Here is a 21637-nt window from a genome sequence, read left to right as displayed (position 1 = left end):
GCGCGCGGGCGACTGCCTCGCGCGCCGCTCCGGTCATTCCGTTGTCGGCTTCTCCATGACGATGGTGCGGGTCGGGAAGGGGATGTCGACGCCGCCGGCATTCAGGGCTTCTTTGACCTTGCGTTTCATGTCCGCCTGATAGGCGAAGTAATCCGCGCTGCTGCACCAGACCCGGACCAGAAAGTCGACCGAACTGGCGCCGAGGTTGTTGACCTTCACGAAGGGTTCCGGCGTACTGTGCGAGCGGGGGTCCGCCATGATGGTGTCGGTGATGATGCGTTCGGCATCCGCCAGATTTGCGCCATAGCCCACGCCGAAGGTCCATTCCGCGCGGCGCGTCGGATAGACCGAATAATTGACGATGGAGCTGCGCCAGACGTCGCTGTTGGGGATGATGATCTGCACATTCGACAGCGACGCCAGTTCCGTCATCACGATCGAGATATCCTTGACCGTGCCCGAATGGCCCGCCACTTCGACGAAATCGCCGACCTTGAAGGGGCGGAAGATCACCATCATGACGCCCGAGGCGATATTCGACAGCGCGCCTTGCAGCGCCAGGCCGATGGCCAGGCCCGCCGCCCCGATCAGCGCCACAAGAGAGGCCGTCTGAACCCCGAACCTGTTCAGCACGAAGACCGCGGCGAAGGCGAGTATCGCATAGCGCGCGATATTTCCCAGAAACGCGAACAACGTGTCGTCGATCCGCTTGTAGCGATGCGCGATGGCAATGATGCGCGCCCGGATCCAGCCCGCGACGACGAAGGCCATGAAGATGATGAGGATCGCGACGATCAGATTGCCCAGAACGGAGGCCAGCCATTGAACGGTCAGCACGTCGCCCAGCGTGACCCCGGCGGTGATCTGCGTATTCAGAATGTCGTGTATCATTGCGAAAGCTTGTCCATCTTGTTCGCCAGCTTGATGTCGAGCCCGGTCAGGCCTTCCGCGTCATGCGTGGAAAGCGTCACCTCCACGCGGTTGTAGACGTTGGACCATTCGGGGTGGTGGTTCAGCTTTTCGGCCCAGAGGGCCACGCGTGTCATCCAGCCGAAGGCCGCGTTGAAGCTGGCGAACTTGAAGGATTTGCATATCGCGTCGCGGCCTTCCGTCAGGCTCCAGCCGTTGTCCAGCAGGGGCCTGAGATCGGTGTCGCGTTCGGCTTGGGTCAGTTTTTCGCTCATTCGTCCTGCATTCCCGTCCTCTTGAAAGGGCCAAAGCTGGTCAGCACCTCGATTTCCTCATCCACCGCCGCGCGCTCTGCCTCCAGATACTGGGCGATCGCGCGCGCGAAGCCTTCGTCCGCGACCCAATGCAGCGAATGGGTTTCGACCGGCATGTAGCCGCGCGCCAGCTTGTGGGAGCCCTGGGCGCCGGCCTCGACCCGGCTCAGCCCATGGGCGATGGCATAGTCGATCGCGCGGTAGTAGCATAATTCAAAGTGCAGAAACGGAAAGTCATCGGTACAGCCCCAATACCGTCCGTACAGCACGTCGCGCCCGATGAAGTTCAGCGCCCCGGCCACGGGCCTGTCCTCCACCAGCGCCAGCACCAGCAGCATGTCGTCGCGCAGGCTGCGCTGGGCCTCGTCGAAGAACGCGCGCGTCAGATAGGGGGTGCCCCATTTTCGCGCGCCGGTGTTCTGATAGAAATTCCAGAAGGCATCCCAATGCTCGGGCAGGATTTCGTCGCCGCCGAGCGCCACGATCTGCCCGCCGAAACCGGCGGCCGCCGCGCGTTCCTTGCGGATGTTCTTGCGCTTTCGCGACGAGAGAGTGGCCAGGAACGCGTCGAAATCGGCATAACCCTCGTTGAACCAGTGGAATTGCTGGCTGCTGCGCGGCATCAGCCCCATCTGCGCGCCGCGCTCCGCCTCGGCTTCGGTGCAAAAGGTGATGTGCAGCGACGAAAGATGATTGTCCCGCGCGATTTGCAGCGCCCCTTGCAGCAGCGCCGCCTCTCCGATCTGCCGGAATTCGGGAAGGGTCAGCAACCTGCGCCCGGTGGCGGGGGTGAAAGGCACCGCCATCTGCAACTTGGGATAATAGCGCCCGCCCGCACGCTCATAGGCATGGGCCCAGTTGTGATCGAAGATATATTCGCCTTGGCTGTGCGATTTCGCGTAAAGCGGGGCGCAGGCGATGATCTGCCCGGCAACGCGCGCCAGCAGATACTGCGGCTGCCAGCCCGTGCCGGGGCCGACCGATCCCGAGCGTTCCAGTGCCATCAGAAAGCGGTGCGTGGTGAAGGGATCGGCGGGGCGCCCGTCTGCCCTGGCACCGCCCTTGGCCCCGGCTTCGGCCTCGGGGCAGGCGCAGGCGTCCCAGTCGGCGGGCGCGATGTCCTGCAACGAGCCGACCACGGAAATTTCTACTTCGGTTTCGCTCATGTTCCTGCCCGATGCGTCGGGGCACTAGATGGGCTTGCCGGGGGCCGGGTCAAGCCGGTGCGGGGGCCGGTGCGGGGGCCGGTCCGCGGGTCGGCCGGCGCGGCAGGTAGCCCTCGAAGGTGATGTTGTCGGCCAGCGCGCGCGCTTGGGCCTCCTGTCCGGGGCTGCGCACGGTCCAGCACAGCAACGGAACGCCCGCGTCGCGCTTTTGCTTCACGTGAAGCGCTTGCAGATCGGCCACGTCATGCGACAGGAAAGACGCCCCGCTGGCGGCGAAATCGGCCAGCGCGCGCAGCGCGGCCCGGCGCGTGACAGGCACGTCGGGCCAATCGGCCGCGTCGAAAGCGCAGCTGACCAGGCCGCGGGCCACGTCGGGCAGCAATGCGGCCATGCGTGCGATGCTGTGCGGGTTGAACGACATGACCGCCACCGGGCCGCGATAGCCCGCCAGCGCGGCGGCCACGGCGCGTTCCAGCGGCCCGACGTCGGACCCGAGCGCACCGTCCTGATCCTTGATCTCGATCAGCAGCGGTATGCGCGCGTCCACCAGATCCAGCACCTCGGGCAGCGTCGGGATGGTCTCCTCGCTGTCCGACAGCGGGATGCGCCCCAGTTCGGCGGCACTCAGCGCGCGCACGGCGCCGTCAAACCCGGTCAGCCGGGGCAGGCGTTCGTCGTGGAACACCACGGCCTGCCCGTCGGCGGTCAGCTGCACGTCGATTTCCGCGCCATAGCCCGCATCCATCGCGGCGCGGATCGCGGCAGGGGAATTTTCGATCCGCCCCGCGGCGCGGGCGTGCAGACCCCGATGCGCCAGCGGGACGGACAGAAAGGCCTCGGGCAGCGGCGGCATCACGAAACCTGGAAGATGCCTTCGATTTCCACCGCGACGCCAAGCGGCAGCGCGGCGGCGGAAACGGCGGAGCGGGAATGCCGACCGGCCTCGCCCAGCAGCTCGACCATGAAATCCGAGGCGCCGTTGATCACCTTCGGCTGGTCGCTGAAACTGTCGGTCGAATTGACGAAGCCCGTCAGCTTGACCACCCGTTGCAGCCGCGACAGATCCCCGCCGCAGGCCGCGCGCACCTGCGCGAGCAGCGAAAGCGCGCAGGCGCGCGCCGCCGCCGCGCCCTCCTCGACCGAGAGGTCGGCGCCGAGCTTGCCGGTGATCAGCCCGTCCGGGCCCTTGGAAATCTGGCCCGAGACGTACAGCATGTCGCCCACCTGCACATGGGGCACATAGTTCGCCGCCGGCGCGGGCGCGTCCGGCAGGGTCACGCCCAGGTCTTTCAGGCGTTGGTCGATCGAAGCGGTCATAGCGGTATCCATCTGTTGTTCGCGATGAAACTAGCCTGTCGCGGAGGCGCTGGAAACAGCAAAGCCGGCCGCGGATCGCAGGCCATGCGGGCCCGCTTCGCTTGCGTCGCGCGGCGGCGGCGCGTATCGCTGGACCAACGGCCCGGTGGCGCGATGCCCGGTCCGGTCCAATGTGCAGAGGTATCCGTGCTTACATCCATCCCCCGAAGATCTTTGCTGACGGCCGGGTTGCTGCTGTCCGGCGCGCTGATTTTGTCCGCCTGTTCGCCCGCCCCTGTCGCGCGGGGGGTGTCGGACCCCTACGAGCTCGAGAACCGGGCGCGCCACGCGGACAATCAGGCGATCGAGCGCAATCTGATCAAGCCGGTCACAGGGCGCTTCGGTTCTGGCGACGGCGGTTCTGGCGACGGTGCGCCTGCGCGGCCCACCGGGGTGCGGCGCGGGTTGATCAACTTCGCCTCGAACCTCGACATGCCCGGCGCCGCGGTGAACAAGCTGTTGCAGGCGCGCCCGGGCGACGCGCTCGTCAACACGGCGCGGTTCGTCGTCAACTCAACCGTCGGCGTGGCGGGCTTTTTCGACCCGGCGACGAGCTTCGGTCTGCCCGCGCGCGACACCGATTTCGGCGAGACGCTTTATACCTGGGGCGCGGGCGAGGGGGACTATCTGGAACTGCCGGTGCTTGGCCCCTCGACGGAGCGGGACGCCTTCGGTCGTGTCGTCGACCTGGCGATCAACCCGGTCGGATATCTCTTCCAAAGCCCCGAGAGCACGTACATCAGCGGGCTGGGACTGGCCGGCACGCTGGCCCGGCCAGGCGATTACCCGGGCCTTGCCGATGGCGCCGTGGGGGGGGATGCCCTCGACAGCTATACCCGCACGCGCAACGATTATCTGACGCGGCGGCGCGCGCAACTGCGGCGCCGCTAGCGCGGCTCCTGCCGGCCCGCACCACGAGGCCGAGGGGGCGACATCGGATTGTCGTCCCCCCGGCCTTGCAACGCGCCCCTGATCCGGGCGGGCTCAGTTGCCCAGAATCTTTCCCAGAACTTCCAGGATGATACGTTCGGCCACGTCGCCCTTGCGGCGCGGCTGCTGCTGCTGACGGGGCTGCTGCTGCTGCTCGGGCGCGCTGTCCTGCGCGACCGGGCGCGCGGCGGCCTCGGGTTCCTGCATCGGCAGCGGCGAGGCGGGAATGCCCTCGTTGACCCGTGCCATCGTCTCGCGCCAGATCGCGGCCGGCAGGCCGCCGCCGGTGACGCCCTTCAGCGGCGTGTTGTCGTCGAACCCCATCCAGACCCCGGCCACATAATCGGCAGTAAAGCCGATGAACCAGGCATCGCGCGCCGCCTGCGTGGTGCCGGTCTTGCCGGCGGCGGGACGATCCGCCAGCTGCGCACGCTTGCCGGTGCCCGATTCGACGACCTTGCTCATCATGTAGGTCAGATAGCGCGCGGCCTTTTCGGAAACGACACGCTCGCCCATGCCGCCTTCCTGGCCCATCAGCACCTTGTCGTCGGTCATCAGGCGCAGCTCGGTCAGGCCATAGGGCGTCACCGAACGGCCCCCATTCAGGATGCCCGCATAGGCGCCCGTCATTTCCAGCAGCGACGATCCCGACGCCCCCAGCGCCAGCGCCGGACCGGCGGCCAGATCGCTTTCGATGCCGAAGTCGGAGGCGACCTGACGCACGGCCTCGCGGCCCACGGCCTCCGACAGGCGCACGGCGGGGATGTTCAGCGAATTCTGCAACGCCTCGGTCAGGGTAACCCGGCCGCGGTACTTGTTGTCGTAGTTCTTGGGCGACCAGGGCCCCGATCCGGGAATGTCGATGGTCAGTGGCGAATCGTCGATCAGGTCGTTCGGGGAATAGCCCATGTCGAGCGCCGCGGCATAGACGAAGGGCTTGAATGCCGACCCGGTCTGCCGGTTGGCATGGGTGGCGCGGTTGAAGGCGCCGGTGACCTTGGTGCGGCGTCCGCCGACCATGGCGCGCACCGCGCCGTCCGCCGACATCACCACGATCGCGGCCTCCGCCTCCGAGCCTTCCTTGAGTCGGTCGTCGAACACCGATTTCAGGGCGGTTTCCGCGGCTTTCTGGATGCGGTCGTCGAATGTGGTCTTGATGATCACATCCTCGGTGGTGTCGCGGGTCAGGAAGTCGGGGCCGCTTTCCATCACCCAATCGGCGAAATAGCCGCCCGCCTGAGCCTCCGCCGCGTCGGATAGCACGGCCGGTCTGGCCAGCGCGGCGTCCGCCTGCGCCTGGGTGATGTAACCCTGCTGCGCCATCAGGCCGATGACGACGCCCGCGCGGTTTTGCGATCGTTCCAGATCGTTCGTGGGCGCGTAGCGCGTGGGCGCGACCAGCAGCCCCGCCATCATCGCGGCCTCGGCCGGATTGACCTGCGCGGCGGATTTGCCGAAATACCGCTGACTTGCGGCCTCGAAGCCGCGCGCGCCGGACCCCAGGAACACGCGGTTCATGTAGATGTCGAGGATCTCGTCCTTGGAATAGCGCAGCTCCATCGCCAGCGCGTAGATCGCCTCCTTGGCCTTGCGCCACAGGGTCGTGCGGCGGCACTCTTCCTCGTATTCGCGTTCGCTCTGGCCGCTGGTCGGATCATAGGGCGTGCCCATGCAGATCAGCTTGGCCGTCTGCTGCGTGATGGTGGAGCCGCCGTTGCCCGAAAGCGGTCCGCGCCCCTCGCTCAGGTTAATGCGGATGGCGCTGGCGATGCCGCGCGGGTCCAGCCCGAAGTGGCTGTAGAACCGCCTGTCCTCCGTGGCGACGATGGCGTTCTTGACGTAGGGCGAAACCGTCTCCGTGGTGATGGCGCCGCCGAACTGCTGGCCGCGCCAGGCAAAGACATCACCATTCCGGTCCAGCATGGTGACGGAGCCGCGTGCGCGCCCGTCCATCAGCGCCGTCGCGGGCGGCAGCGTCGAGGCGACATAGGCCACCGCGATACCCACCAAAAGCAGCACCACCGCCGTCGCGCGCCAGGTCAGCCGCCAGATCAGGCGAAGCGCCCAGGCAAACGGCAGCGCGATCAGCCCGAGAAAACCGCGCGGGCGCGCGGGTTTCCGGCGCGCGGCCTTGCGTCGCCGTGTCGTTGAACCGGAATTGGGGGCGCGCGCCTTGGCGGTCTTGGCCGCAGCGTAGCGTTTTTCCGCGATCAATCCGGGTTTTCTGCCTGGTGGCTTACTCATACCATGCTCTGTCTGTTTGCCTGCACGGGGACCATAACGCCCACGGCTGCGAAAGTGGAGCCGCTAACCCGGGGCAAGGACATTTAATCTTTTGCGCAGAAATTAGGCGAAGGCCGCTTTTTTCTGCCTGTCTTCGACAAGTTTCGCGTCGGCGGCCCCCGCCGGCCCCCCGGCAGCCTTGCGAATTCGGGCGCGGGGCGGGTTGCCTGAGGTCATCGCGGGTCCCGACGGCCCGCCAGACGAGGGGAACCGAATTGAAACTCATCATCGCAGCGATCAAGCCGTTCAAGCTGGAGGAGGTCCGCGAGGCGCTGACCGCCACCGGCGTGCGCGGCATGATGATTACCGAGATCAAGGGCTTTGGCGCCCAGTCCGGTCACACCGAGATCTACCGGGGGGCGGAATATGCCGTGAATTTCGTGCCCAAGGTCAAGCTGGAGGTCGTGGTCGAGAATGACGTGGCCGAGAGCGCGGTCGCCGCCATTCTGAAAAGCGCCCGGTCCGACCGGATCGGCGACGGCAAGGTCTTTGTTCTCGATGTCGAGCAGGCGGTGCGCGTGCGCACCGGAGAGGTCAACGCCAATGCAATCTGAAATTCGTAGAAATCCGAAGGATCACCGAGCCATGCAATCCATGAATGCTTTGAGAAAAGTCGCCGAAACGCCGCCGCCGGTCGCGGATCGGGGCGGGCTGCGCGCGGCTGGCAAGGGACGTTCCCTGACGCTGACGCTGACGCTGGTGCTGCTGCTGGGCGCGCAGCTTGCATCGCCCGCGTTGGCGCAGGACGCCGCAGCGACGGGTGCAGAAACAGTTGCAGCGGGTGCGGCCGTGCCCGGCGAGGTGGTGTTCGTTTTGAACACGCTGCTTTTTCTGATCAGCGGCATCCTCGTGTTCTTCATGGCGGCCGGCTTCGCGATGCTGGAGGCCGGTCTGGTGCGCAACAAGAACGTGGCGATGCAGCTGACCAAGAACATCGCCCTGCTGTCGATCGCGGCGCTGGTCTATTACGCGGTCGGTTACACGCTGATGTATCCAGGCGACAGCTGGGCCGTCGCGGGCTGGCTGTCGGGTGCCTTTCCGTCCGTCGCCGTGATGGAGGCGGTGGGCATCACCGCGGCGGGCGCGTCGGATATCACCTATGCCGCGACTTCCAGCGATTTTTTCTTCCAGTTGATGTTCTGCGCGGCGACGGCCTCGATCGTTTCGGGCACGATGGCGGAACGGGTCAAGCTGTGGCCGTTCCTGATTTTCACCGCGGTGCTGACGGGCTTCATCTATCCGCTTCAGGCCAGCTGGAAATGGGGCGGTGGTTTTCTGGATGCGATGGGTTTTCTGGATTTCGCGGGCTCGACCGTGGTGCATTCGGTGGGCGGCTGGGCGGCCCTGACCGGCGCGCTGATCCTGGGGCCGCGTCTGGGTAAATACAAGGACGGCCGCACGATCCCGATGCCCGGCTCGAACCTGTCGCTGGCGACGCTGGGCACGATGATCCTGTGGTTCGGCTGGTTCGGTTTCAACGGCGGATCGCAGCTTGCAATGGGATCTGTCGGTGACGCGGCCGATGTGGGGCGCATCCTGTCCAACACCAACGCGGGTGCCGCCGGCGGCGCGGTCGTCGCGCTGATCCTGACGCAGCTTATGTACCGCAAGCCCGACCTGACCATGATCCTGAACGGCGCGCTGGCGGGTCTGGTGTCGATCACGGCGGAACCGCTTACCCCGTCGCTCGGCATGGCCGCGCTGATCGGCGGCGTGGGCGGGGCCCTGGTCGTCTTTGCGGTGCCGTTTCTCGACCGGCTCAAGATCGACGACGTGGTCGGCGCCATCCCGGTGCATCTGTTCGCGGGGATCTGGGGCACGCTGGCCGTGGTGCTGACCAACCCCGAGGCGCAGCTTCTGGTGCAGGTCTATTCCATCCTGATCGTGGGGGCCTTCGTGGTCGCGTCCTCGGCGGCGGTCTGGCTGATCCTGAAGGCGGTGAGCGGAATCCGCGTCAGCGAAGAGGCGGAGACCACCGGCCTCGACATGGCAGAGCTGGGGATGGAAGCCTACCCCGAGCTTGCGCGCGGCTGAGCCGCTGAGATTTGCGCGAAAAAAAACGCCCGGCAGTGCTGCCGGGCGGTTTTGTCCTGGCACATGATCCGCGCGCCGTCGGGCCGGCGCGGAGATGCCCTCAGCCCTTGCCCGCGACGTCCTTGTAGCCGCCGGTGGCCATGTCGGTCGAGACATAGGGTTGTTCCGCCTTTTTCCACGCGCCGAAACCGCCGCCCAGATGCGCCACGGGGTCGATCCCCGCCGCCAGCGCCTGCCGTGCCGCCTTTTCGGAGCGCACGCCGGAGCCGCAGTGGAACACGAGCCGCTTGCCATCCTGCGTCGGCAGGTTCCTCGCGTCGAAAAACGGCAAGGGCATCAGCAGCGCGCCCTCGATGTGTTCCAGCATGTATTCCTGGGGCGTGCGCACGTCGATCAGCACGATCTCATTGTCGGCGAGCGCACCCTGAACCTCATCGACGTCCCAGGTTTCCAGAACGCCGCCGTCGGTGTTTTCCTTCTTCATCGCATCGTCTCCTGTCGGGTGAATCCGTCCGGGTATCCGGGTCAGAACTTATTCGCCGGTATCTTGAAATAATGATGCCCGTCGGATTCGGCCTCGGGCAGACGGCCGCCGCGCAGGTTGACCTGTAGCGCGTGCAGCATCCGGTCGGGCAGCGACAGGGTCGCGTCGCGCTTTTCGCGCAGGGTGACGAATTCCTGTTCATCGACGCCGCCGCCGATATGGGTGTTGTGCGCGCGCTGCTCCGCCACGGTGGATTCCCACGCCGGGTCTTCGCGCTGCTCGGTGCCATAGTCGTGGCCGACAAATAGCCGCGTCTCGTCGGGCAGCGACAGGATCTGCTGGAGCGAGCGGTAGAGATCCGAGGCCGAGCCACCCGGAAAATCCGCCCGCGCCGTGCCCGCGTCGGTATGCATGAAGGTGTCATGCACCATCGCCGCATCGCCGATGATGTAGCTGATGGAGCCCAGCGTATGGCCGGTGGACAGCATGACGCGCGCCTCCAGCTCGCCGATGGTGAAACTGTCGCCATCGTCGAAAAGCCGATCGAAATCGCGGTCGACGTCAAAGGCGTCGGGGGTGTTGTAGATGCCGCGCCACAGCTGCGCGATATCGCGGACCTTGGCGCCGATCGCGGCGGGCGCGCCCAGCTGTTCCTTGAGCCACGCGCTTGCCATCAGATGGTCGGCGTGCGGGTGGGTGTCGAGTATCCACTCGACCTTAAGTCCTTCGGATTTGACGAAATCCACGATTTCCTGCGCACTGTCTGTCGCGGTCGCGGCTTGCGCCGGATCGAAGTCCAGCACGATATCGACAAGTGCGGCAGCCTTCGTCGCCTCGTCGATGACGATATACTGACAGCTTCCCGAAGCCTTGTCGTAAAAGCCTTCGACGCGAGGAGAGCCCTTTCCGTTGGACGGACTGGTTCTGTGAAACATGCGGCACCCGATTCAATTCCAATTTCGTGTATTCAACAAACTGAATGTACCAAGGTTCCGGTCGATTGTCGAAAACCTTCGCGGTCGGGCGGCCGGGAGGTCTTTCAGATGCCCGCATCGACGATGGCGCGGGCCAGATGCGGGACCGTTTCCGCGTTCAGTCCCGCGATGTTCATGCGGCTGTCACCGACCAGATAGATCCCGTGATCGCGGCGCAGTTTCTCCACGTTTTCGGGCGTCGTGCCCAGACGCGAGAACATGCCGCGATGCTCGGCGAGGAAATCGAAACGCTCCGAATTGCTGCGGCGGCGCAGCTCCTCGGCCAGCTGCCGGCGCAGATCCAGCATGCCGCGGCGCATCTGCTCAAGCTCTTCTTGCCACATGGCCCGCAGCTCCGCATCGGTCAGGATCATCGTGACCAGCCGCGCGCCGTGGTCGGGCGGAAAGGAGAAATTCTGCCGGTTCAGATAGGCCAGGTTGCCCTGCGTCAGATCGCGCGCAGCCCCGGCGTCGCCAACGGCCAGCAGGATGCCCGCGCGCTCGCGATAGATGCCGAAGTTCTTGGAACAGCTCGCCGCGATCAGCGTCTCGGGCATCTCGGAGGCCACCATCCGCAGCCCGGCCGCGTCGTCCTCCAGCCCGTCGCCGAAGCCCTGATAGGCGATATCGACGAAAGGCGTCAGCCCCTGTTCCTGCATCTGGGCGATCAGCTCCGCCCACTGGGCCATGGTCGGATTCGCGCCGGTGGGGTTGTGGCAGCAGCCATGCAAAAGCACGACATCGCCGGGGTGGGCGGCTTCCAGATCGGCGCACATGCCGTCGAAATCGACGCCGCCGGTGGCATTGTCGAAATAGCGGTAGGGGCGTGTCGGCACCCCCAGATGTTTCAGAATGCTCAGATGATTGGGCCAGGTCGGATCGGAAACCCAGACCGTGGCGTCCGGCTGCGCCATGCGGATCAGCTCCAGCCCCTGCCGGACGGCGCCGGTGCCGCCGGGCGTGGCCGCCGCGGCGATGCGCGCCCGCGCGACCGCGTCGCCCAGCAGCAGCGCGATCATCGCATCGGCAAAGGCCGGATCGCCGGTCAGCCCGACATAGCTTTTGGTGGTTTCCTGCTGCCACAGGCGCTGTTCGGCCTGTTTCACCGCCTGCATCACGGGGGTGGCACCCTGCGCGTTGCGAAAGACGCCGACGCCCAGATCCACGTTGTCGTCGCGCGGATCGTCGCGAAAGGTCTGCATCAGCGCCAGGATCTTGTCGGCGGGGTGTTCCTTCAGATTTTCGAACATCAGGCGTCTCCTGTCGCGACTTTCAGGTCGCCGTACATGCCCCATTCGGCCCATGAGCCGTCATAGAGCGCATGGTCGCGGTGGCCGAGGTGTTCCAGCGCCAGCGACAGGACCGCCGCGGTGACGCCTGATCCGCAGGTGGTGATGGCAGGCTTGTCCAGATCCACGCCGGCCCTGGTGAAGATGCCGCGCAGTGCCTCGGCGTCCTTCATCGTGCCGTCGTCGTTCAGCAGGCTGCGGTAATGCACGTTGCGCGATCCGGGGATGTGGCCCGCGCGCAGCCCTTTGCGCGGTTCGGGCTCATCGCCGCGGAAACGGCCGGGCGAGCGGGCGTCGATGATCTCATGATCGCCCAGCTTGGACGCCGCGGCGACCTGGGTGACATCCCGGACCAGCGGCGCCTGTCTCTGCACCGTCATGTGGCGGTCGCGGATCATCGGGGCCAGGTCCTCCGTCGGGCGGTTCTCGGCCTGCCATTTCGGCATTCCGCCGTCCAGCACGGCCACATCCGTCTTTCCCATCAGCCGGAAAAGCCACCAGACCCGCGCGGCCGAAAACAATCCCGCGCCGTCGTAGACGACCACCTGATGTCCGTCGCCCACGCCCATCGCGCGCAGGCGGGAAATGAACTTTTCCGGGCTGGGCGCCATATGCGGCATATCCGAGCGATTGTCAGAGATGTCGTCGATGTCGAAAAACCGCGCGCCGGGGATATGGGCGTTGTCGTATTCGGCACGGGCGTCGCGCTGCGCGTCGGGCAAATAGAGCGAGCCGTCCAGGATGCGCAGATCGGGGTCTTTCAGATGGCGCTCCAGCCAATCTGTGGAAACTAGGGTCTTGGGATCGCTTTCGCTCATCTCGGCCTCCTTCAGCGCGTGGTACTGACCTACCGACGCACCGACGGGCTGGCAAGGGATCTAGGCGTTGTGCCGCAACAGGCGCGCCTTCTGGCGCTGCCAGTCGCGCTTGGCCTCCGTCTGGCGCTTGTCGTGGTTCTTCTTGCCCTTGGCGATCGCGATCTTGAGCTTCACGATCCCCCGGTGGTTGAAATACATCACCAGCGGCACCAGCGTCATGCCTTCGCGGCGGGTGGCATTCCACAAGCGCGCAAGCTCCTTGCGCGAGACCAGCAACTTGCGTCGCCGCCGTTCCTCATGGCCGAAGGTCCTGGCCTGCTCATAGGGGGCGATATAGCTGTTGACGAGCCACAGCTCCCCCTCTTCGACGGCGGCATAGCTTTCGGCGATATTGGCGGATTTGGTGCGCAGCGATTTGACCTCGGACCCTTCCAGCATGATGCCGCATTCCAGGTCGTCCTCGATCGCATAGTCGTAGCGCGCGCGCCGGTTTTCGGCGATCACCTTGTAATTCGGGTCTGATTTCGCATTTGCCATGATCAGGCCGATATAGTGTGAATCGCGCCGATGGCCAAGCCGCGTCCGTTGCGCGCCACCTAGGTCAAAAGCCCCGCGTGCACCATCGCGTCCTTCATGATCTGACGCGTGCCGGCCGTCATCTCGGTCAGGGGCAGGCGGACCTCCTCGCGGCATTTGCCCAGCAAGGACATGCCGTATTTGGCGCCGACGACCCCCGGTTCGGTGAAGACGGCCTGATGCAGCGGCATCAGCAGGTCCTGATATTCCAGCGCCTTGGCGAAGTCGCCTTCGAGCGTTGCGCGCTGGAATTCGGCGCAGAGGCGCGGCGCGATGTTCGCGGTGACGGAAATGCAGCCGACGCCGCCATGCGCGTTGAAGGCCAGCGCGGTGTCATCTTCGCCCGAGAGTTGAATGAAATCCGTGCCGCACCGCATCCGCTGCAAGGACACGCGGGAAATGTCGCCGGTCGCATCCTTGACGCCGATGATGTTTTCCAGCCGGGCCAGGGTGCCCATCGTCTCGGGCGACATATCCACAACCGAGCGGCCGGGAATGTTGTAGATGATGATGGGCAGCCCCACCTCGTTCAACGCGTTGTAATGCGCGATCAATCCGGCCTGGGTGGGCTTGTTGTAATAGGGCGTGACGACAAGCGCCGCATCGGCGCCGACCGAGCGCGCGTGTTCCACCAGGCGAATCGATTCGGTGGTGTTGTTGGACCCCGCGCCCGCAATCACCGGGATGCGCCCGTTCACGGCCTTCACCGTCTCGGTCACGACGGCTTCGTGCTCCCTATGGCTGAGCGTGGGGCTCTCGCCGGTGGTGCCGACCGGGACGAGCCCGTTGGTGCCTTCGGAAATATGCCATTCTATTAAGGATTTAAGCGTATCAATGTCCACGGAGCCGTCTTTGAACGGCGTGACCAGGGCAGGAATGGAACCTCTGAACATCTCGCGCTTCTCCTCTCCGCGGTCGAGTCGCCGCTGTTGAAAACTGGCGGAACCTAGCCGGGTGATGGGCCATTTGAAAGATGTGAGTTGCTGGAACTTCCGTTCACGATACAGTCCTGCGTTAACCGAGGAGGATAGTTTGTGATGGTGCGTGGTATTTTTGTAACGGCAATGTTGGCAGGCGGGCTTTCCGCGGGCGGCACGCTCGCCGAAGTGGAAGACGGCCCGATCCCGCGGCCGGAGGTGATCGACTCGATCCCGGTGGATGCCAGGGCGAGCACGCGCAATCCCGACAGCGTCGAGGAGCAGATGCTTCGCCCCGTCGCACGCGATCTGCCCTCCGCCGCGGTGCTGGCGTCGCGCCGCGATGCGGCGGCCCTGGCGCAGGCTGCCGACGTGCGCGACGTGTCGCGCCTGATGATGCGGGTCAGGGCACGCGATTGGGACAATCTGACCACCTCCGACGATCCGGTCGTGCAGGCGCTGGGCGAATGGCACCGGCTGCGCGCGGGGGTGGGCGACTTTGACGAATACGTCGCGTTCCTGCGCGATCACGCCGATTGGCCGGGGCTGGATCTGCTGCGCATCAAGGGCGAGCGCAGCATCGACGGCAGGGTCACCGATGCGCAGGTGATCGCCTATTTCGCCGACGCCGCGCCCGGCACCTCGGCCGGTGCGCTGCGCTACGGTGCCGCGCTGCGCGCGCAAGGTCGCGCCGCAGATGCGGACCGCGTCATCGTCGAGGCGTGGAAAACCATCCCGATGAACGAGAACATGCAGGCGCTCTACCTCGCGCGACACTCCCGCCTGCTCAAGGATCAGCATGATGCGCGCCTGGACATGCTGTTGTGGCGCGGCCGCTTTTCGGATGCCGAGGCGATGTTCCCGCTGGTCGGCGACGACATGAAGGCCCTCGCGCGCGCGCGGATCGCGCTGCGGCGCAAACAGGCCGGAGTGGACGCCGCGATCGCCGCCGTGCCGGAAAAGCTGCGCGACGATCCCGGTCTGGCTTATGAGCGGTTCCTGTGGCGCCTCGGCAAGAAGCGCTACGACAGCGCCCTTGATCTGCTGCGCGCGCAGAGCGCGTCGGGCGATCTGGGCGAGGCGGAGGCCTGGGCCAATCGCCGCCGCGCCATGGCGCGCCAATCCATGCGCGACGACAAGGGCGAAGAAGCCTATGCGCTCGCTTCCCAGCACGGGCTTTCGAGCGGTTCCGATTATGCGGATCTGGAATGGATCGCGGGCTATGTCGCGCTGCGCCAGCTCGACAAGCCCGACCTGGCGTTGAAGCATTTCACCAATCACCGCGATGCCGTTTCCAGCCCGATCAGCCTGGGCAGGGCCGGCTATTGGATGGGGCGTGCCTATGAGGCGATGAACCAGCCCGAAAAGGCGCGCGCCGCATATGCCGAGGGCGCGAAGCACCAGACCAGCTTTTACGGACAACTCGCCGCGGAAAAGATCGACGCACCGACCGATCCGGCGCTGATGGGGCGCCAGGATCATACCGGCTGGCAAAAGACCGCGCTGATCGAATCCGATCTGCTGAGGGCGAGCCTGATGCTCTTCAAATCGAACGAGCGGATGCTGGGCACCCGTTTCGTGCGGCAGTTGAGCGAGACCCTCGATGAGGCGACGATGGGCAAATTGGCCCGCCTCATGCTGGACCTCGACGAAACCTACGCCGCGCTGAAATTGGCGAAGGACGCCGCGCAGCGCGGATTCGTCTTGCAGGAGGCCTATTACCCGGTGACGGAGCTGACGCAGTCGGTTCTGCCGGTGGGCAAACCCCTGGCCCTGTCGATCGCGCGCCGCGAGAGCGAGTTCAACCCCGCAGTGATCAGCCCGGTGGGCGCGCGCGGTCTGATGCAGCTGATGCCCGGCACCGCCAAGATGATGGCAAAGCAGGAGGGCGTTGCCTATTCCTCGGCACGGCTGGTCACGGACGGTCCCTACAACGCGCGGCTGGGCAGCGCCTATCTGGCCGAGCTGATCGAACAGTTCGACGGCAACATGGCGCTGGTCGCGGCCGGGTACAACGCGGGGCCGGGGCGTCCGCGCACCTGGATGGCGCGCTACGGCGATCCGCGCAGCGAAAAGGTCGATCCCGTCGACTGGGTCGAACATGTGCCGTTCCGCGAAACGCGCAATTATATCATGCGGGTGATGGAATCGATCCCGATCTACCAGATGCGCCTGATCGGGGAGGTGCAGCCCCTGCGCCCGACGGAGGAGCTGAAGCTGCGCTAGGCCGACAGGTCAGGCGGACCGTCTTCGCGCCTGGCGTTCGCGCCAGAGCGTGAAGAGCCCCGCCGCCACGATCAGCAGCGCGCCCAGGGCCACGTTGGGGCGAATGGTCTCGCCGAAGACGCTCAACCCGATGACCGACACGAAGACCAGTTGCAGATAGGCGAAGGGCTGCACGGCGCTGGCCTCGGCCACCTCGTAGCACTTGATCAGCAGCCAGTGGCCCAGCGCGCCCGTGATGCACAGGCTGCCCATCCAGATCCAGTCGGTGGGGGTCATCGGTTCCCAGAACCAGACCCCGATCAGCGTCATCGCCAGGGCCCCGGTCGCCCCGGTCCAGAAAAAACTGGTGGCGGCGCTGTCCTTGCGCGCCGCGTAGCGGGTCAGCAAGCCGTAGAGCGCGAACATCAGCGCCGCCGCCAGCGGGATCATCGCGGCCGGGGTAAACACGCCGTAGCCCGGCTCCAGTATGATCAGCACCCCGAGAAAGCCGAAACCGATCGCCAGCCACCGCCGCCATCCGACCGCTTCCCCCAGCACCGGGCCGGACAGCGCCGCGATCAGCAGCGGATAGGTCGTGAAGACCGCATGGCTTTCGACAAGGCCCAGCGTGACGAACGCCAGCACCATCACGCAAATTTCGGCGACCAGCAGGAAACCGCGAAAGATTTGCAGAAATGGCTGCTCGGTCCGGACCGCCGCGCGCAGTCCGCCCACCCGGCGGCTGGCCACGGTGATGACGAAGGTCGCGAAAAACCAGAACCGGATCATCACGACCATGAAGATGTTGTATTCTCCGGCCAGATACCGCGAAACGCCGTCCTGCACTGAAAACACCAGGGTCGTCGCGATCATCAGAAAGATGCCCAGCCTGACGTTTTGCTCTCTCATCGGGCCATTCCAATGCGTCCGCTGCTCATGTGCCGCTTTGTGCCGTAGCCCGCGCTGCGCTGCACGGCGAAGCCGGCGTCGCCGAGGCTCCGGCGGACGTGACCCGCGGCGGTATAGGTCGCGAAACTGCCCTGCGGGGCTGTGTGCGCCGCGACCTGTCGCATCAGATCGGCGCCCCACATTTCCGGGTTGCGGGCGGGCGAAAACCCGTCGAGGAACCATGCATCGGCGCGTTCCGGCCAGCGCGGCAGCTGCGCGCGCGCATCGCCGAAGATCACGCGCAACTCCAGCCCCTCCGCAAAAAGCCGCCCCGGCGCGCGCGCCCAGGCCCGGACCAGCGCGTCGGCTTCCTCGTCGAGCGCCGGAAAGCTGCGCAGCGCGCGCGCCATCTGATCGGCGGACATCGGATAGGCCTCAAAGCTGGTAAACCGCAGCGGCCCCGCCGCGCCGCTTTCGCGCCAGCACCGCCAGGCCGCGAGCGCGTTCAACCCGGTGCCGAAGCCGAGCTCCGCAATGTGGAACCCGGCGCGAAACCGCGCGGGCAGGTCGTTGCCCGCGAGAAAGACGTGACGGGTTTCCTCCAGCCCGTCGTGGATGGAAAAATACGGATCCGCGAATCTGGTCGACACCGGGATGAGATCGTCTTTCCAGTCCAGCTCTGCGCTCTGGTCGCGGTGCATCGGATGTCCTAAGTCAGAATTTCCCGGGCAAGATGAGCGAGCGGCGAGGTAATGGCAATGCGGGACATGACCGTCGTGGGAGCGGGGATCTTCGGCCTTTCGGTGGCCTGGGCCTGCCAGCGTCGCGGTGCCCGCGTGCGGGTGGTCGACCGCCGGGGGGTGGCGGCGGGTGCATCGGGCGGCATTGTCGGGGCGCTGGCGCCGCACACGCCGGAAAACTGGAATGAAAAGAAGGCGTTCCAGTTTGAAAGCCTGCTGTCGGCGGAAGCCTTCTGGACCGAGGTGGAGCAGGTTTCGGGCTGTTCCAGCGGCTATCGGCGCAGCGGTCGGTTGCAGCCGGTCCCCGATGCGGCCGCACTTGACCGTGCGCGCGACAGGCAGGCATCGGCCGATGCGCTTTGGCAGGGGGCCGCGCGCTGGCGGGTGTGCAAGACATCGGATTTTCCGCATTGGGCGCCGCCATCGGCCACCGGCTATCTGATCCACGACACGCTTTCGGCGTTGATCCATCCGCGGCGGGCGACCCTGGCGCTGGCCCGGGCCTTCGTGGCGCGCGGGGGGGTGATCGAGGTGACCGAGGCCGCGCCGCCTGCGGGCATTCAGGTCTGGGCGACGGGATACCAAGGCCTGGCCGCGCTGTCCAAGGGGGCGCCGCGCGCGGTCGGCGCCGGGGTCAAGGGGCAGGCGCTGCTGTTGCGCCACGACGCGGCGGGCTTGCCGCAGATCTTTGCCGACACGCTGCACTTCGTGCCGCATGACGACGGCACGCTCGCGATCGGCTCGACCAGCGAACGGTTTTTCGATGCGCCGGATCGCGTCGATGCGCAGCTCGATGCGCTCCATGATCGCGCGATGGCCGCGATGCCGGCGCTGGCGCGCGCGCCGGTTGTCGACCGCTGGGCGGGGGTGCGCCCGCGCGCGCGCAGCCGGGCGCCGATGTTGGGGCGGCATCCGACGCTGCCCGATGTCTTCATCGCCAACGGCGGTTTCAAGATCGGCTTCGGCATGGCGCCGAAGGTCGGCGAGGTGATGGCCGGGCTGATCCTGGAGGGGCGCGACGAGATCCCGGAGCGGTTCGCGGTAAAGGCGAACTTGTGACGCGACCTGCTAGGATAGGTGCGGCGTCGCGTCGGCCACTATGCATTGCCGACCGTCCGGGCCGCGCACCCACAGCATCAACCCGCCGTTGCGTTCGCGCGCGCAGAGCTCCGCCGTCTCGAACAGGAACAGCGGCGCCGTGCTGCGGAACTTGAAAGACGCGATCGGCCCGATCAGACGCTGCGCCATATCTACCAGAAGTTGCGCCAGCAACGGCCCGTGGACGACCAGCCCAGGATAACCTTCGACCCGGCTGCAATAATCCTGATCGTAGTGGATGCGGTGCCCGTTGAAGGTCAGTGCCGAATATCGGAACAGCTGCGTGCTGTCGAAACCGGCGTGTTCCAGGTGGTCCTCGTCCATGGGGGCGTCGATCGTCAGCGGCGCGGGCGCGTCGGGGCGGGGATCTTCGCGGTAGATCAGGTCCTGTTCCTCGATCCGGCAGCGTTCACCATTCTGAAAGAATTCATGGCATAGGGTGACAAAGCCGAGCGGGCCGCTGTTGCCCTTCTTGCGCGTGACCCGGATGATCCTGCTGCGCTTTTCGGCGGGCTGGCCCAGTGCGATCGGTGCGTGAAATGTCAACCGTCCGCCGCCCCACATCCGGCGCGGCAGACCCAGATCGGGGATGAAATCGCCGACCTTCGGATGGCCGTCGCGGCCAAGCGCGTCCGGGGGCCGAGGGTCCCAGAAATACAGGTAATGGCCCAAGGGAGGCAGGGTATCCGGCGCCGTGCCGCTGTGGCCCAGCGTGTGATGCAGCGCTATCACCCGTGCCGGGTCAAGCGGGTCGTGGACGCTTTGTGTCTGTTGCGGAGGCTCTTGCATGAGCTAGTCCTGTCAGCAGTGCTCTGAGAAGGCAAGTACAATGGCTTCCGCGATGGGTGGACGGCGGCGTTGCGTCGGCGGGGGCTGTCGGTGCAGGGGGTATTGGATGCCGCTTCGGAAAAAGCGGGCATCGGGCTTGGGGTCTGGCGACCCCCCGGCCAGAGGAGCGGGCCGGGCCTCAAGCGGCGCTGTGCGTGGTCAGTCGGCGCCGCTCATCGCCTGATACAGCGCCTTTTCCATGAACAGGCTCGACGGATGATCGGAATACTCGCCGAAGGGTCCGGTTTCGCTGTAGCCCATCCGGCGATACAGGCTGACCGCCGCTTGCAGGCCGGGACCGGTTTCCAGCCGCACAACTCGGTGGCCACCGCGCGCCGCATCCGCTTCCAGCCGCTGCATCAGGTGGCGCGACAGGCCGTGGCCGCGGGCTTCGGGGGCGACGTAGAGGCGCTTGACCTCGACATAGTCCGGCTTTTCCAGCGCGGCGACACAGCCGCGCGCCGTCCCGTCCAGCCGGGCCACGTAAAAACGGATGTCCGGTGCCTCCAGCTCCTCGGCCGAAAGGGAATAGACCTCTTCCGGCGGATATACCGCCAGAAGCGCCCGTTGGCTGCCGTCGATCAGATCCCGGCTTTCGGCGGCCAGGGCCGACATTACCGTGATTTCCACATATCGGTTTGTCATGGGCGGATGTTATCGGCCGCTTTGGCGTCCCGTCCACCACCGGTCCAGAACCACGCGGCGACAGCCCCCAGAAACGCCCAGCTCACGGCGGAGACAGCAAGGCTTCGCGCCACGAAAAGCGAGGCGAGCTCCGGCGGGGCGACGCCGAAATAGGTGTCGATACGTGGCGCGCCGATGAGATGCGGTAGCAATATCAACGCGATTCCGGCAAGGATGCCCGACCACCGCCCGGCCCAGGCGATCAAACCCAGCCCCGAGAGCGAACAGATCACCGTCAGCCCCCACCACAGCTGTCGCGATTCGAGCGCCGCGCCGATCGTGCCCGGCAGCTCCGGCGGCAGGCCCACCGACGGGGCGAGCGCGAAGCCGAGAAAACCGGCCAGCCCCCAGATCACGCCGGCGCGGGCAGAAACCGGGCGGCCGCGCAGCCCGGCTATCGCGAACCCCGCGACCATCAACAAGGCAAAGGCGGTGAAGGCCACCACATTCATGCCGACGGTCATCGCGTGGCGCGACAGATCCGCGCCGATGCCGGTCATCGGGGCCGCACTTTGGGCGGCGCCGTCGGTGAAATGCACCTGCGCGCCGGTCTCATAAAGCTCGCCTTGCAGGATCAGCGGCACGATCAGCCACAGCTGAAGGGCCGCGGCGACAAGCCCCGCGGCCAGGCCAGCGAACAGCGCGCTGACGAAAATCCGTTTGGTCATCGGATCAGTGGCAGGGGAAAGCGATGGCGTGGCGCTGGTCGTGGGCCGCGTTGTGCAGCACCGACGCCTGCGAAATGCCCGCCGCGAACAGCAGCACGAGCCCGGCCAGCACGGCGGCACCGATGCCGCGCAGATCGGAGGTCTCGCTGGAAGCCAGAATTGCCTTGGTGGTCATATCGTCATACTCCTTTGCCTGTCACACCCGACAGGAGGTTTCACTTGTGACACGGCTGGTTTCCTGGCTTGCGGGTCAAAACGCATCCGTCGCCTTCCCGGCGCGTCCTTGCGCCAGTGGCATATCGACGGGGCGCTCACCGCTTACAGTCGCGGGGGCGGCTTCGGCATCGGGCCCCTGATTGGGTCACCCACACCGAATTCCCATTTCACTTCCAGGCGCTTTGCGCCCGCGGAAGACCATGTGACCCTGACGCTAGACCTACCGGCGGGGCAGGGTCAAGGGCGCGCGCGCAGGATGG

General features: G+C 66.1%; 23 protein-coding genes and 1 riboswitch. Of the genes, 5 read left to right on the top strand and 18 right to left on the bottom strand.

Features of this window, described 5'->3' with window-relative positions; translation table 11 throughout:
• Window positions 1-33: 33 nt before the first annotated feature.
• From ACU0BR_RS13320 to ACU0BR_RS13300, 5 genes are read right to left on the bottom strand one after another with little or no spacing between them, the layout of a single operon-like run.
• Window positions 34-891: a mechanosensitive ion channel family protein gene (locus ACU0BR_RS13320; RefSeq protein ID WP_446157319.1), complete on the bottom strand. Its 858-nt coding sequence runs from the start codon at window positions 889-891 to the stop codon at window positions 34-36.
• Window positions 888-1184, bottom strand: coding sequence for a 4a-hydroxytetrahydrobiopterin dehydratase (locus ACU0BR_RS13315; RefSeq protein WP_446157318.1), 297 nt, complete (start codon window positions 1182-1184; stop codon window positions 888-890). Before ACU0BR_RS13315 ends, ACU0BR_RS13320 begins: the two co-directional genes overlap by 4 nt.
• Window positions 1181-2389 carry a GNAT family N-acetyltransferase gene (locus tag ACU0BR_RS13310; protein WP_446157317.1) on the bottom strand — a complete coding sequence of 403 codons (1209 nt, stop codon included), beginning with the start codon at window positions 2387-2389 and terminating at the stop codon, window positions 1181-1183. The genes ACU0BR_RS13315 and ACU0BR_RS13310 overlap by 4 nt, the downstream gene beginning before the upstream one ends.
• A gap of 49 nt (window positions 2390-2438) precedes the next feature.
• A complete protein-coding gene (locus ACU0BR_RS13305) occupies window positions 2439-3245 on the bottom strand; it encodes a glycerophosphodiester phosphodiesterase family protein (protein ID WP_446157316.1) in 807 nt (268 codons plus the stop codon).
• On the bottom strand, window positions 3242-3706 hold the full coding sequence (locus ACU0BR_RS13300; protein WP_446157315.1) for a RidA family protein: 465 nt from the start codon (window positions 3704-3706) through the stop codon (window positions 3242-3244). Before ACU0BR_RS13300 ends, ACU0BR_RS13305 begins: the two co-directional genes overlap by 4 nt.
• A gap of 186 nt (window positions 3707-3892) precedes the next feature.
• Between ACU0BR_RS13300 and ACU0BR_RS13295 the strand changes: the two genes are divergently transcribed.
• Window positions 3893-4636, top strand: coding sequence for an MlaA family lipoprotein (locus ACU0BR_RS13295; protein WP_446157314.1), 744 nt, complete (start codon window positions 3893-3895; stop codon window positions 4634-4636).
• Between the two features lie 93 nt (window positions 4637-4729).
• Here the strand turns inward: ACU0BR_RS13295 and ACU0BR_RS13290 are convergent, their stop codons facing one another.
• Complete coding sequence (locus ACU0BR_RS13290; RefSeq protein ID WP_446157313.1) at window positions 4730-6919, bottom strand: transglycosylase domain-containing protein; 2190 nt, start codon at window positions 6917-6919, stop codon at window positions 4730-4732.
• 254 nt (window positions 6920-7173) lie between these two features.
• Here ACU0BR_RS13290 and ACU0BR_RS13285 point away from each other — a divergent pair, with 254 nt between their 5' ends.
• Both ACU0BR_RS13285 and ACU0BR_RS13280 read left to right on the top strand, forming a co-directional pair.
• Complete coding sequence (locus ACU0BR_RS13285) at window positions 7174-7512, top strand: P-II family nitrogen regulator (RefSeq protein WP_446157312.1); 339 nt, start codon at window positions 7174-7176, stop codon at window positions 7510-7512.
• 31 nt (window positions 7513-7543) lie between these two features.
• Window positions 7544-8992, top strand: a complete 1449-nt coding sequence (locus ACU0BR_RS13280) for an ammonium transporter (protein ID WP_446157311.1) — start codon at window positions 7544-7546, stop codon at window positions 8990-8992.
• Between the two features lie 100 nt (window positions 8993-9092).
• Here the strand turns inward: ACU0BR_RS13280 and ACU0BR_RS13275 are convergent, their stop codons facing one another.
• The 6 genes from ACU0BR_RS13275 to dapA all read right to left on the bottom strand — a co-directional run bounded on the left by ACU0BR_RS13275 (window position 9093) and on the right by dapA (window position 14026).
• Window positions 9093-9476, bottom strand: coding sequence for a rhodanese-like domain-containing protein (locus ACU0BR_RS13275; RefSeq protein ID WP_446157310.1), 384 nt, complete (start codon window positions 9474-9476; stop codon window positions 9093-9095).
• Between the two features lie 41 nt (window positions 9477-9517).
• Complete coding sequence (locus ACU0BR_RS13270) at window positions 9518-10411, bottom strand: MBL fold metallo-hydrolase (RefSeq protein WP_446157309.1); 894 nt, start codon at window positions 10409-10411, stop codon at window positions 9518-9520.
• A gap of 104 nt (window positions 10412-10515) precedes the next feature.
• Window positions 10516-11700 carry an amino acid aminotransferase gene (locus tag ACU0BR_RS13265; protein ID WP_446157308.1) on the bottom strand — a complete coding sequence of 395 codons (1185 nt, stop codon included), beginning with the start codon at window positions 11698-11700 and terminating at the stop codon, window positions 10516-10518.
• Window positions 11700-12557: a 3-mercaptopyruvate sulfurtransferase gene (sseA, locus tag ACU0BR_RS13260; protein WP_446157307.1), complete on the bottom strand. Its 858-nt coding sequence runs from the start codon at window positions 12555-12557 to the stop codon at window positions 11700-11702. Before sseA ends, ACU0BR_RS13265 begins: the two co-directional genes overlap by 1 nt.
• A gap of 60 nt (window positions 12558-12617) precedes the next feature.
• Complete coding sequence (gene smpB, locus ACU0BR_RS13255) at window positions 12618-13094, bottom strand: SsrA-binding protein SmpB (protein WP_446157306.1); 477 nt, start codon at window positions 13092-13094, stop codon at window positions 12618-12620.
• A 59-nt stretch (window positions 13095-13153) separates the two neighbouring features.
• The gene (dapA, locus tag ACU0BR_RS13250) at window positions 13154-14026 is read right to left on the bottom strand and encodes a 4-hydroxy-tetrahydrodipicolinate synthase (RefSeq protein ID WP_446157305.1); all 873 of its coding nucleotides are present in this window, start codon (window positions 14024-14026) and stop codon (window positions 13154-13156) included.
• Window positions 14027-14170: 144 nt separating this feature from the next.
• Here dapA and ACU0BR_RS13245 point away from each other — a divergent pair, with 144 nt between their 5' ends.
• Window positions 14171-16276 (top strand): lytic transglycosylase domain-containing protein, encoded by a 2106-nt coding sequence (locus ACU0BR_RS13245; protein ID WP_446157304.1) that lies wholly within the window; start codon window positions 14171-14173, stop codon window positions 16274-16276.
• Window positions 16277-16285: 9 nt separating this feature from the next.
• On the opposite strand, the gene ACU0BR_RS13240 is transcribed toward ACU0BR_RS13245, so the two are convergent.
• Together ACU0BR_RS13240 and mnmD are read right to left on the bottom strand one after the other, a co-directional pair.
• The gene (locus ACU0BR_RS13240) at window positions 16286-17164 is read right to left on the bottom strand and encodes a DMT family transporter (RefSeq protein WP_446157303.1); all 879 of its coding nucleotides are present in this window, start codon (window positions 17162-17164) and stop codon (window positions 16286-16288) included.
• Window positions 17161-17844, bottom strand: coding sequence for a tRNA (5-methylaminomethyl-2-thiouridine)(34)-methyltransferase MnmD (gene mnmD / locus ACU0BR_RS13235; protein ID WP_446157302.1), 684 nt, complete (start codon window positions 17842-17844; stop codon window positions 17161-17163). The genes ACU0BR_RS13240 and mnmD overlap by 4 nt, the downstream gene beginning before the upstream one ends.
• Before the next feature lie 51 nt (window positions 17845-17895).
• On the opposite strand from mnmD, the gene ACU0BR_RS13230 reads away from it, so the two are divergent.
• On the top strand, window positions 17896-18942 hold the full coding sequence (locus ACU0BR_RS13230) for an NAD(P)/FAD-dependent oxidoreductase (protein WP_446157301.1): 1047 nt from the start codon (window positions 17896-17898) through the stop codon (window positions 18940-18942).
• A 9-nt stretch (window positions 18943-18951) separates the two neighbouring features.
• Here the strand turns inward: ACU0BR_RS13230 and ACU0BR_RS13225 are convergent, their stop codons facing one another.
• From ACU0BR_RS13225 to ACU0BR_RS13210, 4 genes are all read right to left on the bottom strand, one after another.
• Complete coding sequence (locus ACU0BR_RS13225) at window positions 18952-19770, bottom strand: FAS1-like dehydratase domain-containing protein (RefSeq protein WP_446157300.1); 819 nt, start codon at window positions 19768-19770, stop codon at window positions 18952-18954.
• Between the two features lie 198 nt (window positions 19771-19968).
• Window positions 19969-20454 carry a GNAT family N-acetyltransferase gene (locus ACU0BR_RS13220; protein WP_446157299.1) on the bottom strand — a complete coding sequence of 162 codons (486 nt, stop codon included), beginning with the start codon at window positions 20452-20454 and terminating at the stop codon, window positions 19969-19971.
• The gene (locus ACU0BR_RS13215) at window positions 20451-21161 is read right to left on the bottom strand and encodes a CbtA family protein (protein ID WP_446157298.1); all 711 of its coding nucleotides are present in this window, start codon (window positions 21159-21161) and stop codon (window positions 20451-20453) included. The genes ACU0BR_RS13220 and ACU0BR_RS13215 overlap by 4 nt, the downstream gene beginning before the upstream one ends.
• A 4-nt stretch (window positions 21162-21165) precedes the next feature.
• Window positions 21166-21336 carry a CbtB domain-containing protein gene (locus ACU0BR_RS13210; protein ID WP_446157297.1) on the bottom strand — a complete coding sequence of 57 codons (171 nt, stop codon included), beginning with the start codon at window positions 21334-21336 and terminating at the stop codon, window positions 21166-21168.
• A gap of 36 nt (window positions 21337-21372) precedes the next feature.
• Window positions 21373-21595: riboswitch (cobalamin riboswitch) on the bottom strand.
• Between the last annotated feature and the right edge of the window lie 42 nt (window positions 21596-21637).

The sequence above is a fragment of the Brevirhabdus sp. genome (assembly GCF_052826345.1).
Note: the sequence above shows the minus strand (reverse complement) of the source record. Positions and strands in the feature narration are given on the sequence as shown.